Origin of the sequence: Pseudomonas sp. SWRI22 (genome assembly GCF_014268395.2) — a bacterium.
Classification (GTDB): Bacteria; Pseudomonadota; Gammaproteobacteria; order Pseudomonadales; family Pseudomonadaceae; genus Aquipseudomonas; species Aquipseudomonas paracarnis.
Map to the genome: position 1 here is coordinate 2,745,916 of NZ_JABWQK020000001.1, position 15,499 is coordinate 2,761,414.

Consider the following 15,499-nt stretch of genomic DNA (forward strand, 5'->3'; position numbering starts at 1 on the left):
TTCCCGAACAATATCTTTTATTCACGTTGATATTCCATTTTGCTCATACAGGAATTTACGCACCGATTCCTGCTCGGCCGGGCTGGCGCTGGCCAAAATTCGTCGCACTTGCTCCAGCGGCGAACCCGCGGCTGGCAAGTTCAAATGCTCGGGCAAGATTTCATCGCCACTACTCACCAGCAAGGCAAAGTGAATGACGTTTTCCAGTTCGCGGGTATTACCCGGCCAAGTGTGGTGTTCCAGCACCTGCTGGGCGGCGTCGCTGATCAGTGGCACCGGCAGGTCCAGGCGCTGGCTGTAGATGCCGAGGAAATATTCGGCCAGGGACAAGATATCCCCCACCCGCTCGCGCAACGCCGGCAGGTCCAACCGGCCCTCACTCAAATAATGGAACAGACGCTCGTGAAACTTGCCCACGGCCACGGCCTGGGCCAGGTCGATGCTGGTGGCGGCCACCAAGCGCACATCCACCGGGCTGGGCTGGGGGGCACCGACGCGGGTGACTTCGTGGTTTTCCAAAGCCGCGAGCAATTTCACCTGGATCGGCAGCGGCAAGTCGCCGATCTCATCCAGGTACAAGGTGCCGCCATTGGCCGAGCCGAACCAACCCGCGCGGCTACTGGCCGCGCCACTGTGGCTGCCGGCGGCATAGCCAAACAACTCGGCATCGGCATAGGTGGGGCTGATTGCGCCACAATTGACCGAGACAAACAGGCCAGTACGGTCACTGCCACGGTGGATATGCCGTGCCAGCAGTTCTTTACCGCTACCGGTCTCGCCGCGGATCAGCACAGGCAAGGCTCGCGGTGCGAGGCTTTCCAGCTCTTCGCGCAGTTGGCGTGAGCGTGGATCGACAAACACCAGAGCTTTGGCGCGAATACTCAGCGGACTCTTTTCCGCGTCCGGGAAGGTCAGCAATGGCTGGCCGAAGGTTTCATGCAGACTCATGGCAGGCTCCCGCCCCAATCCACACAGGGACGGGGCGTTGAAAATATTAGGCGCTGCGCCGAGCGTGGTGCTCGAGGCGATGTTGCAGGCGATAGAGGTAAGCAAACCCTTGCTCCCAGCGCCGGTGGCCGGACTTCACATTGATATGGCCGGCGCCCGACAAGATGCCGGCTTCGGCGCCCCACTGACGCGCCAGTTCCAGAGCCCTGGGGGCGCTTACGGCACTGTCGTTGTCGGAGCTGACCACCTGGCTGGGAAATGGCAGCAGGTCAGTTGGAATAGGGGCGAAATTGCGCAGTGCAGGGGCACACGCAGGACGCTCGACATCCGCCGGTGCCACCAGCAATGCGCCGCGTACCTGCCGCAAGAAGTGCACGGGGGCAGTGGCGGCCCAGTGGGCCACGGTGATGCAACCCAGGCTATGAGCGATCAGGATGACCGGCGTGCTGTCGGCAGCGATGGCCTCGGCCAGTGCGGCGACCCAATCCTCGCGACGCGGCGTCAGCCAATCGGCCTGTTCCACCCGTGCGCTGTTGGGCAAGCTGTTTTGCCAATGGGTTTGCCAATGATCTTCTGGCGATCCTTGCCAGCCCGGCACGATCAGATAACGAATCGACTCGCTGTGCATGGGTGTGCCCTCCTGCAGCGTTTAACGTTGCTGGTCAGTATAGGGTGAGGCTCACGCACCAATAAGGAATAAAAAAGAATTTATTAATAACCAAAAGGAATTTGCACCCTTTTCAGAACTTGCTTTTACCAAGCCCTTCATTAAAACCGGCCATTGCGCCCCTGCCACCGCGGCGCAATGACCGAGCCAACCTCAGCGAGAATGATGCATAGAGTGTTCCGAGCCGATAGCAACTCCGAGCTTATGATTCATCGCCATATAATAATCACGCACTTGTGTAAGTTTTTCCGCATACGCTTGCGGAAGTAAAATACGCGCATTCATCAGATCCGTCAGTTCCTCAACTTCTGAAAAAAATCCATACTCTTTTTGCGCCAATACATCACCAAACATTCTCGGCCCAGTGATTTCGAAAATTTTCTTTTCATACTCGTTATAAATTTGACGCTCTGCGGCTGTCGAGTTTTCCTTCAGAAAGGGACGATTAGCGTTTAGCCATTCTTCGTTTGCCTTGTATCGCTCATACGCCGTCTCCAGAATCTCGTCAAATACAGGGTTGTCTGGATGACTGGCAAAATTACTGGTGTTGAAGCCATTGAAGTCCGTAGGTTCGTACGTAACCGGCACGTTCATCAAGATATCATTAGGCGTGGCTTTCAATGTGACCTCGCCCACATTAAAGGTCAGCGCATCATCCGTATCCAGATAGATGCCACCGTACTTTTTCATTAGCACAGCGCGCATGACGTCCGATGACGCCGCTAAATTCTGCCCACGCCCTGAACGGAAAAACTGATACATCTCGCCGTATTGACCTGCATTCAGAGCCTGAAAACTTTCATCGGCCTTTAAATCATGAACTTCAAGCCCGCCCACTTTATGATCCAACGCTGAATGTATTTTCTGAAAAGTATCCGCGTCATTGGCATCAACGTGAACAATCGATTTATACCCGGGGCTTTTCCGGGAATTTTCCATAATATTATTGAGTAGATTTTCCGGCATTTCATTGCCGGCCCAAAAATAGTGGATCACTTTCGGCACGTCTGTAGCACCGGACGGCAGTACCGGCATTCTCGGTAGTTTCAGTACTTTGGTTGTCATCGAAGCAGGCGCATTTTTACTGGCCTCAATCGCTTCGGCTTGAGTGCCACCCAGCCACCGTCCTTGACCTTTACGCCAATAAAAGATGTCGTTCACCTGACCATTGGCTTGGAGCCCGCGCCAAAGACCCGCTTCGACGTCATACGTAACTTTGGTACCGTATTGACCGACATAAACCATATAGTCTTTCCCGATCATGCGCCTTACGTCATCCATGGGAACCCTGACCTCCTCAAGGATCACTGGAGGTGAGACGGGCCCCATCGGGTATCCGATATGCCCATTGACACGTTGTGGTGGCCTGAAGAATGGGCGCGCTTGTTCAGTCACTTGGGTGGGTGTGCGGGTTGCAGCATCAACCCCTGCTGCAACGCCACCGCCGGACACCCTCTCTGTCAGCGCTTTCGCCAGTGGTGCCCCCGCGTGAGTGGCCAACGGCGGTACGGCGTTCAACACGCCAAACACAATGCGGTCGGAAGCCGTTGCTTTTCCCTGGACGGCGTCATCAATACCGATACCTGTCTGGGCAGCACCGGCGGCGAGGAAGAAAACATCCAGCCCTATAGCGACTTCGGGCATCACCAGCGCCAGCGGCGTCATGAACATAGCGACCTTGGTAGCCTCTTCCACGACATGCAGCACCTGGTTCTTGGTGTAGTCCCCGTCACTGACAATCGCATTGTCGGCGTCCGAATAGGACCGTGCTTTTTGCCGAACCTTGACCGCTTCGAAAGGATCGCCGTGCAACTGCTCAACAGCGATGAAACGATCCGGCACCCAACCGTTGAGGCTCGCAAGGAAAGCATTGCCTGATGCCTGCGCATCGGACCAGTTTCCCATCCCCTGCAGGGTCTGACGTACGCCGTCTGAAAACGTTCTGTCAGCTTGATCCTTGAGGGAAAAGTGCGTCAACAAGGACGCGCGCTTTACGGGGTCCGAGGCTTGCCCGGCCAGCCACGTTGTCATTTGCTGCGGATTATCGAAGCGATGTATTGGCGAGGAGTTGCCAGGGATGTAAAGCAACGTCAACTGGGTTTTCCGATCGGTCACACACATCAAGTCGGTCGACTCAAACCCATTGATGCTCAGCAGGCCGATGTCCAGATCCGGGTCCTTCACGGCAGGCCCTTCAAAATCCTGGACCGTCAGCTTGGACCAATCCTTTTGCGCAACAGGCCCCAACGCTCGCTGGGCGAGTGCCGTCTCGGCAGGGCCAAGGCTCCCTTCCAGGCGCTGCAGATTGATGGCTTTGACAAACGAGATTTTACTCAATGCCGTATAAGATTCGCTGTGCTTGTCCCAAAACCCATCAAGGGTCTTCTTATACAGTTGGGTCCGGTCTGTATCCCAGACTAATGCCTTGAAGTCATCCACCGGTATGGAAACGCGGGTGTCGTCGTTATAGGGGGCATCGCCCGGCGCACTGGGCTCCCGATAAATACCTTGTCGAGTGTTTGCTTCCTGCACCCAACCGTCAATCTGGTTGTAAATATATATCGCTGGCGAAAAGTACTTGCCAATCTTTACGAACCAGCTTTCATCTTTCTTAATTGTTACATCTTGCCTGTTTTTCAATGCCGCTTGTGTCAGGGTGATTTTTTCTACCACCTCTTTTTCATCCTCACTGTCATCTTTAAATGTCACCAGATAGGTTTTATCTGGATCAATATCCACACCCCATTGCTGCTTTATCTTTGCAGATAAAATAGTGGAAATTTCTTTTTCGGGCGTTACAAAGTCGGCGGTTTGCTTGCTGATATAAGATTCTAAACGAGTATTTTTTTTGAATGCCGAGTTGCTCCCACCTCCTGGCGTAGGGCTTGCTTCAGCGCCCTGCAGTAAACTCTGTTTTCTCTTATAGTCAGCCAGCGTGGGCAAAATACAGGCTGATGGATGTCTCAGGCCGGCCATACGATCGTTCGAAGATGCCATTACCGCAGGCTTTTCTTCAGGCTTTTCAACCGTTAAATGGGGATTAACGAACGTATTCACGACTTGGACAGGAACGCGTATAGACATGCAATTACTCCATTAATTAAATCACTCTATGCGCCGACCAGAATAAGCATGCAGCCGAGAATTGCACGCTCGGATGCATGTAAATTCTTTTCCTGTGCAACATCTGTAAACATGCAATGCTTAGATAAAAAAAGGGCCGCACCCTGCCAAGGAAAGCGGCCCAAAAACTGTCGAGACTTTTTGAAACTAACGTGCAGTGATCACCGACAACTTGGTGATGCCCGCACGCTCAATCGACGCCATGGCTCGTGCCACTTCGCCGTAGTTCACTCCATCGTCAGCCTGCAGTTGCACCCGCACATCGGGGTCCTTGGCCTTCGCCGCCTGCAGGTTGAACTCCAGCAGATCCGGCTGGATTTCGTCCTTGTTGATAAACAATTTGCCGGCGCCGTCGATGCTCACCACCAGCGGGTCCTTTTGCTCAACCGGCGCCACGGCCTGGGTCTTGGGCAGGTTGATCGGGATCGAGTTGGTCAACAGCGGCGCGGTGACGATAAACACCACCAGCAGCACCAGCATCACGTCCACCAGCGGCGTGACGTTGATCTCGCTCAGCACCTCATCACTGTCTTGCGTGGAGAAGGCCATGTCAGGACGCCTCCTTCACTTTCTGCGGGCTACCGGCGCCGGCCTTGGTCAGCGCCGGGTGCAGCAGCACGCGGAACGCGTTTTTCTGCGCCAGGCTGTAGAAGTCGTGGGCAAAGTCATCCAGGTCTGCCGCCGTCAGCTTCAGGCGGCGCAAAAAGTAGTTGTAGACCAGCACCGCAGGCACCGCGACGGCGATCCCCACGCCGGTCGCCACCAGTGCCGCGCCGATGGGCCCGGCCACGGTTTCCAGGCTGGCGGACCCGGCAGCACTGATCCCCTTCAGCGCTTCCATGATCCCCCACACGGTGCCAAACAGGCCGATAAACGGCGAGGTGCTGCCGATACTGGCGACTACAGCCAGACCGGTTTCCAGGGAGCGGCGCTCACGCACAATTTGCTGGCGCAGAGCGCGTTCGAGGCGGTCCTGGTGATTGATCGCCTGGCTCAAATCCGCAGCGTGGGTGGTATCGCCCACCTGGATCGCGGCATAACCGGCCTGGGCTACACGGGCGGCGGCGCCAGGCTGGGTTTCGGCGAGTTCGGCGGCCGAGTCGAGGCTCGATGCCGCCCAGAACTGTTTGTGAAACTTGCGATCCTGGGCCTTGAGGCGACCGAACTGCACGCCCTTGAGCAAGGCCAGGCCCCAAGTGGCGACCGAAAAGGCCACCAGCAGCCAGATCACCGCGCTTTCGATGGATTCAAGTGGAGATGCCAATGCCATGATGTTTTCCCTCTGCGCCGCTGAATAATTAATGAATCTTGAAATCGATGGGCACGCTCACCCAGCCGTTCTGGGCCACATCGCCCTGCTTGGCAGGCACGAAACTCCAGCGCTTCACCGCCGCCAATGCCGCGTCATCCAACTGCTGGCGACCACTGCTTTTTTGCACCTGGATCTCACCCGGTTTACCGCTGGCCAGCACCTGCACCCGCAGCAACACCGTGCCTTCCCAACCGCGACGCTGAGCCAGTGACGGGTATTCCGGCGCCGGGTTTTTCAGGTACGCGGCGTTGGCCGAAGCAGGCGTCACCGGCGCTGGCGCCGCAGGTACGGGCGGTGCAGGTAGCGCTGGCGTCGGTGGTGCAGGTGGCTGCTCGACGGCCTTGGGGGCCGGCTTGGGCTCAGGTTTAGGCACGGGCTTGGGCTTGGGTTTCGCAATGGGTTTGGGCGGCGCCGGCTTGGCCGCCAACTCATCCACCAGCGGCGGCGGGGGCTCGACCACAGGCGGAGGCGGTGGTGGCGGTACAGGCGGTGGCGGCTCAACCACCGGCGGCGCCGGCTGGGAAAATTCGATGGTCATCGGTGGAATTTCCGGCGGCACAATCGGCAGCACCGGCGTGGGTTTCTGGCTCACCCAATAGATCACTGCACCGTGCAGCGCCAACACCAGCAACCCGAGCAAAACCCCTTCGCGGCGGCTGGAAAAACGCTTCGGGGTCTTCTGCAGGCGTAATTGACCCAACGGCGCGCGATGCGGCCGGCCAAGGTCGACCAACTCACCACTCGGTGCCTGACGCCACTGCGCCTCAGATGCACTGGCGGCGGCCTGGACTTTGCCCATTGATTCACTCCCTGCGGTTTTGAAAAACCGACGGGCCAGCGTGAAGGCCCGTCGAGGGCTGAATCATCGGTGCCAGACACTTATCTCTTAAAGTAATCTTTAAAGTTATATATAGAACAGAAACGCATAAATAAAACAGCCGATCACGCCAAAGCCACGGGGTCCGTGGCCTGGCTTCAAGCCGTTGTCTTTCAATGCCTTAAAGGCATACAAAATATTCGGCAAAGGTATGGGCTCAGTGCGGGTTTCCACTGCACAAGGCCAGCAATTCACCCAGCAAACTCTGGCCCGCTGCGCCCAAACCACTGCGGCCATACAGGGCCAATCGCACGCCATGAACAGGTGGCAAGCCACTCTCTGGGCCGAGTATGCGATGGCCCGGTTGCAATACCCGTTCTGGCAATAAACTGATGCCCAAGCCTGCCGCCACCGCCGAGCACACACTGGCCAGGCTGGCGCTGGAATAGCCGATGCGCCAACGCCAGCCGGCCCGTTCCAGATGGTGCAGCATGTCGTTGCGATACAGGCCGCCCACGGGGAAAGCCACCAGCGGCAGCGGGTCGCGGCCCAGGGCCGGGGTGCTCAGGCTGTCGACCCAATACAAGGGCTCGGGCCACGACGCCACGCAGTCGTCGCTGTCGCCCATCTGCTTGACCAGCAACACATCGAACTCACCGCCCCGGTACTGGCGCTGCAATTCGGGGCCAAGGCCACTGGTGACTTCCAGCCGCACCCGTGGGTACGCCACCACAAACGCCGAAAGCAGCGGCATCAGGCGCTCGGCGGCAAAGTCCTCCGGCACGCCGAGACGCAACACGCCGTCGCTTTGCTGGTTGATCAGCACATCGGCGGCTTCTTCGTGCAGCGCGAGGATGCGGCGCGCATACGCGAGCAGGCGCTCACCCTCGGCGGTTGCCACTACCCGGCGCTGGTCGCGGTCGAGTAACTGACACGCCACTGCGTCTTCCAAGCGGCGGATCTGTTGGCTGACGGTGGACTGGGTCAGGTGCAGGCGCTCGGCGGCGCGGGTGAAATTGCCGCAGTCCACCACGGCGACAAAGCTGCGCAACAACACGGGATCGAACAACGTCATCACCATTGTGTTTGCCACTGATTGGCATGTTTATATTTAATTTCAGCATACCTTGCTGGCTGACCATACTTCACCTTTCATCGCACTCCGGGGCCTTGTATGACCAACGATCAACCACACCTGCAACGCGCTATTGCCTTGGCCCGCGCCAACGTCGCCCAAGGTGGCCGCCCCTTCGGCGCGGTGCTGACGCGCAACGATGAGGTGTTGGTGGAAGCCGTGAATGAGATCCACCTGACCCGGGACCCCACCGCCCATGCCGAGCTGCTGGCAATTCGCGCAGCGAGCCGGCAGCTGGGTGCACGCCTGGAGGGGTGCGTGATCTACGCCAGCGGCCAGCCTTGCCCGATGTGCCTGAGCGCCATGTACCTGTGCGGCGTCGAGCGCGTGGTGTTTGCCGCAAGCAACGAAATAGCCGAGCCATTCGGCCTGTCGACGGCAGCCATCAGCCAACAGGTTGGCTTGCCCATCGACGCGCAACGCCTGCCCATTCAGCACCTGCCCGATGCCGCAATGACTGCGCTGTATCACCAGTGGAAAACCCTGCATGACCCTGAATAAATCCCTCGCCGGCTGGGGCCTGCTGGTGGTGCTCGGCCTGAACCTGCGCCCGATCCTCAGTTCCATCAGCCCACTGCTCGGCGAGATTCGCCAGGCCACCGGCCTGAGCTTTCAGAGCAGTGCCCTGCTCACCAGCCTGCCGGTGATCTGCATGGGGTTGGTGGCACTGGTGGGCGTGCGCGTGGAGGCTCGCTTGGGCGAGCGTCGCGGCATCGCCCTGGGCTTGTTGATGATTCTGCTGGCGTGCCTGGCGCGCTGGCTGATGGGCCAGGCTTCGGCACTGCTGGTTACCGCGCTGCTTGGCGGTGCGGGTGTTGCGCTGATCCAGGCGCTGGTGCCGGCAATGATCAAGCGTGAATTCCATCACCGTGTGCCCGTAGCGATGGGGGTGTACTCGGCGTCGCTGATGGCCGGCGGTGGGCTGGCGGCGCTGCTCAGCCCGTTGATAGCCACGCATTTCCAGCAATGGCAGGCAGGCCTGGGTGTGTGGTTATTGCCGGCGCTGGGGGCATTGCTGCTGTGGGCCTGGCTACCGCTGGGCGCAGCGCGCAATCCACTGCAGGCGCCTGCGTTCAAAGGGTTGCGCAACCGCCGCGCCTGGCTGCTGGCGCTGTATTTCGGCCTGGTCAATTGCGGCTACATGAGCATGGTCGCGTGGCTGCCGGCCTACTATCAGCAACTGGGCTGGGGCGTGCTGCCCAGCGGGTCGTTGCTGGCATTCATGACGATCTTTCAGGTGGCGGCCGCCCTGCTGATGCCGGTGCTGGCGCAACGCGGTATCGACCGCCGTCCATTGCTCAGCATCAGCCTGCTGGCCCAAACCATCGGCTACCTCGGCCTGATCATTGCGCCGCAGGAATATCCCCACCTGTGGGTGGCCTTGTGCGGCTTCGGGTTAGGGGCGTGCTTTGCCCTGAGCCTGCTGCTGACCCTCGACCACCATCGCGACCCACGCCAAGCGGGGCAACTGGCTGCGTTCGTGCAAGGCGTGGGCTTTTTGATCAATGCGATTTCGCCGTGGCTGACCGGCTGGCTGCGCGAGCTTACCGGCAACTTTGTCAGTGCCTGGGTGGTGCTGACGGTGACGGTGGTGGCGATGCTGCTGGTGACGCGGGTGTTCAGCCCGGCCACCTATCGCACCGACCTAGAAGTCGTAGCGCCCAGTCACGCCTAGGGTGCGCGGCGTGCCCAGCAGGCCCTCGTAACCGCCGTTACCACCGGTCCACAGGGTGGTGTAGTAGGTTTTGTCGAAGGCGTTTTTCAGCCACAGCGACACATCCCACTGCCCCTGGTCATAGTCGCCGCGCAAACCGGTAGACAGGTTGACCACCGCATACGCCGGGATCTGCCCGTAGTCGGAATCCTCCACCGTGCCCACCGCCTTGGAACGGAACGCATAGCTGGCGGTGACATAGGGTTCGAAGCCGTTCGCCAGGTTCCACTTGTATTCGCCGTTGGCGTTGGCAATCCACTTGGACGCGCCCACCACCTGGTGGCCGCTCAAGTCGCAGGACGCAGGCGCACCGGGACGCAGGCTGGTTTCCGGCGGGCATGGCGCATCCTTGTAAGACAGGTACGTCACGTCATTGAAGGAACCGTTGATGTTCAGGGTCAGGCCCTTGATCGGCACCAGGGTGCTTTCGACTTCCACCCCCCGCGAGCGTACCGAGCCGGCGTTGGTCAGGTACTGCACGCGGTTGTCCTGGTCGTAGGCGTTGGTTTGGTAGCCGTTGACCTGGGTCCAGAACAGGTTGGCATTGAGCTGCAGGCGGCGGTCCCACAACGTGCTCTTGAAGCCTAGCTCGGCGTTGTTGGCGCGCTCGGTGCCGATCAGCAACGAGTCGGCACCGGCCGTCGGCGCAGACCCCACCGCCAGGTTCACACCGCCGGACTTCTCGCCATGGGACAGCGTCGCGTAGCCCAGCAGGTTTTCATTGAAGTGATAACTGAGATTGAGCAGCCCCGACGGCGTAGCGCTGTATTGCGACAGGTCGCCCGAGTCATAGGCCCCGGTACGCCCACGCCGCGCCATGGCGGCGGCCCCGCTGACCGCCGCGCCACCGACGGGCGCATTGCGCGTGACCCAGGCGCTTTTTTCTTCGTAGGTGCCGCGTACACCGGCGGTGAAATCCAGGCGCTCGGTCAGGTGCCAGGTGCCTTGGGCGAACAGCGCGAAACTGTCGGTGCGGATATGCCCGTTGCCCACACTGCTCACATTGCTCAACGCACCGGCGGGCGTGCCGTTCCAGATATCGGCCTTGGGCCCGTAGTAGGCAAAGGATTTGTTATCCAGGTCGGAGCCGAAGTAGTAGGCGCCGAGCACGTAATCGAAGAAACCACCGCTGGGCGACGCCAAGCGGAATTCCTGGGACCACTGCTTATCTTCCACCGAAACCCCGGCGTTATACGACGCCGGTACGTTGAGGCCATCATCGTTGCGCGGGGTGAAATTCCACCAGCGGTAAGCACTCACCGAGGTCAGGGTGAAGTCGCTGGGCAGCGTCCAATTGGCTTCCAGCGAGGTACCGCCCTGGAACACCGTGACGTGCTGGTCGTTGTCCAGGTTGACCTTGCGATGGGTGCCGTCCACCAGGGTGGCGCCTGCCGCGTTGGCCCGGGATTGATACAGGTTGGTGCCATTGATGGTCGGCCCGGTGCTGTACAGCACGCGGGTGCCGGCGCTGGAGTCTTCTTCGTTGTAGTCGCCGATCCAGCGCAGGTTGAACGCTTCGTTGGGCTTGTACAGCAGTTGCCCGCGAAAGCCCTGGCGTGAACCGCCGTTCAGATCATGGCCGTCGTGTTCATTCTTGATGTCGCCGTCGCTGCGGGTGCGATAGGCCGAGAAACGCCCTGCCAGATCATCGGTCAGGGGGCCGGAAATCGTGCCCTTGGTCTGGAAATAACCGTCCTCGCCCAGGGAGGTTTCGATGCTGCGCTCCGGGGTAAAGCTCGGTGCGCGGGTGCTGATGTTGATGACCCCGGCAGTGGTGTTCTTGCCGAACAACGTGCCCTGGGGGCCGCGCAAAACTTCAAGCTGCTCAATGTCCATCAGGTCGAACACCGCCATGCCCGGGCGCCCGAGGTAGACATTGTCGATATACAGCCCCACGCTGCCTTCCAGGCCATCGCTGGCCGGGTTGTTGCCCAGGCCGCGGATCGACACGCTGGACTGGCGCGCATGCATATAGGCGACGTTGACGCTGGGCACCAGTTGCTGCAAATCCTGGATGCGGTACACCCGCTGGGTTTCCAGGGCCTGGCCGCCGAGCACGCTCATGGGCGTCGGCACGGCCTGGGCACTTTCGGTACGCCGCCGGGCAGTGACCGTGACAGTTTCCAGTTGGCCACTGACGCTTTCGCCCTTGCCGGCAGGCGCGGGTGTTTCAGCGGCCTGGGCCGGCGACCAACTGCTGCTACCGGCCACTAGAACAGCCAGGGGCAAGGACTTGAACAAACTCATAAGCGGCTCCAAAACCCCGGAATACTCGTCGCCTCATATTCCTGAAGGTTATTTATTTATGTTTTTACGAACATTTACTGCATAAGAGATAGCCTTTATAAGGAGTCGACGTAATGCATAGCCAATGCATTTCCCGGATATTTTTGATGTGAAAAATGCATATCGATCTGCGCCAGCTTCGCCACTTCATCGCCCTCGCCGAACAGCGCAGTTTCGTCGCGGCAGCCGCAGCGGTGAACCTGTCGCAGTCGGCGTTCAGCCGCAGCATCCAGGCCCTGGAACACAGTGCCGGTTGCCAACTGGTGGACCGTGGACGCAAAGACCTGGCCCCCACCAAACAAGGCCTGGTGCTGCTCGAACATGCACGGCGCCTGGTCAGTGGCGCACAACAACTGGCCAACGAAATCAGCCAGTTCAATGGCCTGGAAGCCGGTGAACTGCGCTTCGGTTGCGGCCCCGCGCCGGCAGCTGGGTTAGTACCACGTGCCATCGGCAGTTTTATCGGGCGCTACCCCAAGGCCCGCGTGCAGTTCCAGGTGGATGACTGGCAAAGCCTGGGCAAGCGCCTGCTCAGCGAAGAGTTCGAATTCTTCGTCGCCGACACCCGCCACTTCGAAGCCAACCCCGACTACCACACCCACCGCCTGCGCCCGCGCCGTTGGCACTTCTGCTGCCGCGCCGGGCACCCCCTGGCCGCGCGTAACAGCGTCAGCGCCGCCGAACTGATGAGCTACCCACTGGCAGTGACCATCCGCCCGCCGAACCTGCGCAAAGTCATCGTCGACCTTAGCGGCCGGCCGGATTACCAGCCCAATGTGGAGTGCGAAAACGGTTACAGCCTGATGGGCGTGGTACTGCGCTCGGACGCCATTGGCATCGTCAGCGCCAACAGTGACGTGCTGCACATGGCCCGCGGTGAACTGGTGTGTTTGCAGATTGAGGGATTGGACGAAAACCTGGAGGAGCGCTACACCCGCTACGGGATCGTCAGCCGTGCAGGGTATCGGTTGTCGCCGCTGGCGCAGGCGATGATTGAGCAGATCAAGGAGATTGATGAGAGAGACGAGGATGCTTATGCGTTGGAAAATATTGCGGTCTGACTAAGCGGTGAAAGCGGCCCGCAACGTCAGTGAAGTCATCATTAGATAACAAAGATCACATACAAGAGAGTCTACCTTTTGACCCGCACGAGGAAGCGCGTTTGATGGACTGTATCTTTTGCAGCATTGCCCGCGGTACTGCACCCTCCCACCTCCTGTGGGAAGACCAGACCCACATGGCATTTCTCTCCATATTTCCCAATACGCCGGGGTTCAGTGTGGTTATCCCCAAAACCCATCACGGCAGCTATGCGTTTGCCGAACCGGACACCGTGCTGTGTGACTTGGTCATCGCAGCCAAGAAGACGGCGACGCTTTTGGACAAAGCGCTAATAGGTGTGGCTAGAACGGGCATGATTCTGGAGGGTTATGGCGTCGATCATCTGCACGCCAAATTATTCCCGATGCATGGGACCGGGGAAGATAGCGCCTTCAAAAAAATCAGTTCGACCCAGGACAAATATTTTGAGCGTTATGAAGGCTATTTCTCCTCCCATGACGCTTCCAGGGCAGATGATAAAGCGCTGGCAGGACTGGCCGCTCACATCAGGTCCTTCGCCGGGTAAGCCTGCTCCCACCATTTGATCGCGGGGAGTCAGGTAGATATGTATCTGCTGTCAGGCCGTCATCGCAGGCAAGCCAGCTCCCACAGGGAAATGCATTTCAACTGTGGGAGCTGGCTTGCCTGCGATGACGCCAGCAGCCACACCCATGCACTCAATGCATAGAACCCAGTCCCCAAATGCACTTGCCAGAGCGCCCCTCGAACGGCGAAAAAACCCACCTGTCCTCCGTTCGGTAAATTCCTATGTCTGAACCAAAACCCGTGCGCAACGTGCTCTACATCATGTGCGACCAACTGCGCCGCGACTACCTATCCTGCTACGGCCATGCCCATCTGCATACGCCGAATATCGACCGCCTGGCCGCCGCCGGTGTGCGTTTCAGTGGGGCCTATACACAAGGCACCATCTGCGGCCCGTCGCGCATGTCGGCCTACACCGGGCGCTATGTCAGCAGCCATCAGGTGGCGTGGAACGCAGTGCCGCTGCCGCTCGAGGAGCTGACGATCGGCGACTACCTGCGCCCCCACGGCATCCGCACCGCCCTGGTGGGCAAGACCCACGCCACGCCGAACCTTGAGGCCTTGCAGCGCCTGCAGATAGACCCCGACAGTGCCCAGGCCGAGCCACTCAATGAGGTCGGTTTCGATGCATATCTGCGTCACGACGGCATCTACCCCGACAGCCCGCTGTTCGAGGATAAGCGCGAATCCGCGCCCTACACCCAATACTTGCGTGATCACGGCTACCACGGCAGCAACCCTTGGCACGAATGGGCCAACGCCGCCGAAGGTGAGAACGGCGAAGTGCTCAGCGGCTGGCATATGCGCAACGCCGGCAAACCCGCACGGGTGGCCGAAGAACATTCGGAGACCGTCTACACCACCGACCGCGCCATCGATTTTATCGACGAACAAGGTGAACAGCCCTGGTGCCTGCACCTGTCGTATATCAAGCCGCACTGGCCCTACATCGCGCCGGCGCCGTATCACGCCCTGTACGGAACCGAGCATGTGCAGGCGCCGATTCAACCTGAACACACCAGCGATCACCCGGTGTACCAGGCATTTCGCCAACACCAGGAGAGCCTGAACTTTTCCCGTGACGAGGTGCGCCTCACGGTGATTCCGACCTACATGGGCCTGATCAAACAGATTGACGATCAACTCGGGCGGCTGTTCGACTTTCTGCAAAGCGCTGGCCGCTGGGACGACACGCTGATCGTGTTTACCAGCGACCACGGCGACTTCCTCGGCGATCATTTCCTCGGTGAAAAAGAATTCTTGCTTGAGCCTGCGGTGGGTGTACCGCTGATCGTGCGCGACCCACGTGCCAGCGCCGATGTCAGCCGCGGCACCGTGGATGAGCGTCTGGTGGAAACCATCGACGCCCTGCCCACCTTCCTCGACGCCTTGGGCTTGCCCCCCGCCGACCATCGCCTGGAAGGCCGCTCATTGATTCCATTGCTGCAGGGCGAGCAACCCACTTGGCGCCGCTATGCCATTGCCGAATACGACTACGCCTTCCAGGCCCCGGCTCGCGAGCGTCTGGAGCAACCCATCGACCGTTGCCGCATGACCATGGTGCGCAGCGAGCGCTGGAAGTACCTGGCGTACGACGGCTTTCGCCCGCAACTGTTCGACCTGGAAAACGACCCGCAAGAACTGCACGACCTGGGCAGCGATCCTGCCTATGCCGAGGTGCGCGAGACGCACTTGGGTTATCTGTTCGACTGGTTGCGCGGGTTGAAACGGCGCACCACCATCAGCCACACGGAGGTTGAGGTGCGCGGGCAATGGTTTCGTTATGGTGAGCCAGAGGCAGAGAAAGTGGTGAAGATCGGAGTCTGGTAAACACCACAAATCCAAATGTG

Annotated in this window: 13 protein-coding genes; 5 read left to right on the forward strand and 8 right to left on the reverse strand. The window is 59.5% G+C overall.

Annotated features, from left to right (window positions below; translation table 11 throughout):
• Positions 1-21 precede the first annotated feature (21 nt).
• From HU730_RS12085 to HU730_RS12115, 7 genes are all read right to left on the reverse strand, one after another.
• A complete protein-coding gene (locus tag HU730_RS12085) occupies positions 22-948 on the reverse strand; it encodes a sigma 54-interacting transcriptional regulator (protein WP_072445750.1) in 927 nt (308 codons plus the stop codon).
• 46 nt (positions 949-994) lie between these two features.
• Complete coding sequence (locus HU730_RS12090) at positions 995-1,576, reverse strand: alpha/beta hydrolase (protein WP_034125468.1); 582 nt, start codon at positions 1,574-1,576, stop codon at positions 995-997.
• 192 nt (positions 1,577-1,768) lie between these two features.
• On the reverse strand, positions 1,769-4,699 hold the full coding sequence (locus tag HU730_RS12095) for a DUF6543 domain-containing protein (RefSeq protein ID WP_080757646.1): 2,931 nt from the start codon (positions 4,697-4,699) through the stop codon (positions 1,769-1,771).
• Between the two features lie 186 nt (positions 4,700-4,885).
• On the reverse strand, positions 4,886-5,287 hold the full coding sequence (locus HU730_RS12100; protein ID WP_034125467.1) for a biopolymer transporter ExbD: 402 nt from the start codon (positions 5,285-5,287) through the stop codon (positions 4,886-4,888).
• A 1-nt stretch (position 5,288) separates the two neighbouring features.
• The gene (locus HU730_RS12105; protein WP_096143914.1) at positions 5,289-6,011 is read right to left on the reverse strand and encodes a MotA/TolQ/ExbB proton channel family protein; all 723 of its coding nucleotides are present in this window, start codon (positions 6,009-6,011) and stop codon (positions 5,289-5,291) included.
• 25 nt (positions 6,012-6,036) lie between these two features.
• Positions 6,037-6,849: an energy transducer TonB gene (locus HU730_RS12110; protein ID WP_096143915.1), complete on the reverse strand. Its 813-nt coding sequence runs from the start codon at positions 6,847-6,849 to the stop codon at positions 6,037-6,039.
• 235 nt (positions 6,850-7,084) lie between these two features.
• On the reverse strand, positions 7,085-7,936 hold the full coding sequence (locus tag HU730_RS12115; RefSeq protein ID WP_005783745.1) for a LysR substrate-binding domain-containing protein: 852 nt from the start codon (positions 7,934-7,936) through the stop codon (positions 7,085-7,087).
• Positions 7,937-8,041: 105 nt separating this feature from the next.
• On the opposite strand from HU730_RS12115, the gene HU730_RS12120 reads away from it, so the two are divergent.
• Together HU730_RS12120 and HU730_RS12125 are read left to right on the forward strand one after the other, a co-directional pair.
• Positions 8,042-8,503 carry a nucleoside deaminase gene (locus HU730_RS12120; RefSeq protein ID WP_096143916.1) on the forward strand — a complete coding sequence of 154 codons (462 nt, stop codon included), beginning with the start codon at positions 8,042-8,044 and terminating at the stop codon, positions 8,501-8,503.
• Positions 8,490-9,677, forward strand: a complete 1,188-nt coding sequence (locus HU730_RS12125; protein ID WP_034125463.1) for a CynX/NimT family MFS transporter — start codon at positions 8,490-8,492, stop codon at positions 9,675-9,677. Before HU730_RS12120 ends, HU730_RS12125 begins: the two co-directional genes overlap by 14 nt.
• Here the strand turns inward: HU730_RS12125 and HU730_RS12130 are convergent.
• Entirely contained in the window at positions 9,648-11,963 is a 2,316-nt protein-coding gene (locus HU730_RS12130; protein ID WP_186526708.1) for a TonB-dependent receptor, read from the reverse strand. The genes HU730_RS12125 and HU730_RS12130 overlap by 30 nt on opposite strands.
• Before the next feature lie 155 nt (positions 11,964-12,118).
• Here HU730_RS12130 and HU730_RS12135 point away from each other — a divergent pair, with 155 nt between their 5' ends.
• The 3 genes from HU730_RS12135 to HU730_RS12145 all read left to right on the forward strand — a co-directional run bounded on the left by HU730_RS12135 (position 12,119) and on the right by HU730_RS12145 (position 15,479).
• Positions 12,119-13,063: a LysR family transcriptional regulator gene (locus HU730_RS12135; protein WP_186526707.1), complete on the forward strand. Its 945-nt coding sequence runs from the start codon at positions 12,119-12,121 to the stop codon at positions 13,061-13,063.
• A gap of 104 nt (positions 13,064-13,167) precedes the next feature.
• The gene (locus tag HU730_RS12140) at positions 13,168-13,629 is read left to right on the forward strand and encodes an HIT family protein (RefSeq protein ID WP_186526796.1); all 462 of its coding nucleotides are present in this window, start codon (positions 13,168-13,170) and stop codon (positions 13,627-13,629) included.
• Between the two features lie 242 nt (positions 13,630-13,871).
• Positions 13,872-15,479, forward strand: a complete 1,608-nt coding sequence (locus HU730_RS12145) for an alkaline phosphatase family protein (protein ID WP_186526706.1) — start codon at positions 13,872-13,874, stop codon at positions 15,477-15,479.
• The last annotated feature ends 20 nt before the right edge of the window (positions 15,480-15,499 follow it).

What these genes read in the sequence shown, in the direction of transcription:
- HU730_RS12095 (WP_080757646.1), bottom strand. Translation starts at nt 4,699, where the DNA reads ATGTCTATACGCGTTCCTGTCCAAGTCGTGAATACGTTCGTTAATCCC.
- HU730_RS12090 (WP_034125468.1), bottom strand. Translation starts at nt 1,576, where the DNA reads ATGCACAGCGAGTCGATTCGTTATCTGATCGTGCCGGGCTGGCAAGGA.
- HU730_RS12110 (WP_096143915.1), bottom strand. Translation starts at nt 6,849, where the DNA reads ATGGGCAAAGTCCAGGCCGCCGCCAGTGCATCTGAGGCGCAGTGGCGT.
- HU730_RS12145 (WP_186526706.1), top strand. Translation starts at nt 13,872, where the DNA reads ATGTCTGAACCAAAACCCGTGCGCAACGTGCTCTACATCATGTGCGAC.
- HU730_RS12140 (WP_186526796.1), top strand. Translation starts at nt 13,168, where the DNA reads ATGGACTGTATCTTTTGCAGCATTGCCCGCGGTACTGCACCCTCCCAC.
- HU730_RS12120 (WP_096143916.1), top strand. Translation starts at nt 8,042, where the DNA reads ATGACCAACGATCAACCACACCTGCAACGCGCTATTGCCTTGGCCCGC.
- HU730_RS12135 (WP_186526707.1), top strand. Translation starts at nt 12,119, where the DNA reads ATGCATATCGATCTGCGCCAGCTTCGCCACTTCATCGCCCTCGCCGAA.
- HU730_RS12130 (WP_186526708.1), bottom strand. Translation starts at nt 11,963, where the DNA reads ATGAGTTTGTTCAAGTCCTTGCCCCTGGCTGTTCTAGTGGCCGGTAGC.
- HU730_RS12125 (WP_034125463.1), top strand. Translation starts at nt 8,490, where the DNA reads ATGACCCTGAATAAATCCCTCGCCGGCTGGGGCCTGCTGGTGGTGCTC.
- HU730_RS12100 (WP_034125467.1), bottom strand. Translation starts at nt 5,287, where the DNA reads ATGGCCTTCTCCACGCAAGACAGTGATGAGGTGCTGAGCGAGATCAAC.
- HU730_RS12085 (WP_072445750.1), bottom strand. Translation starts at nt 948, where the DNA reads ATGAGTCTGCATGAAACCTTCGGCCAGCCATTGCTGACCTTCCCGGAC.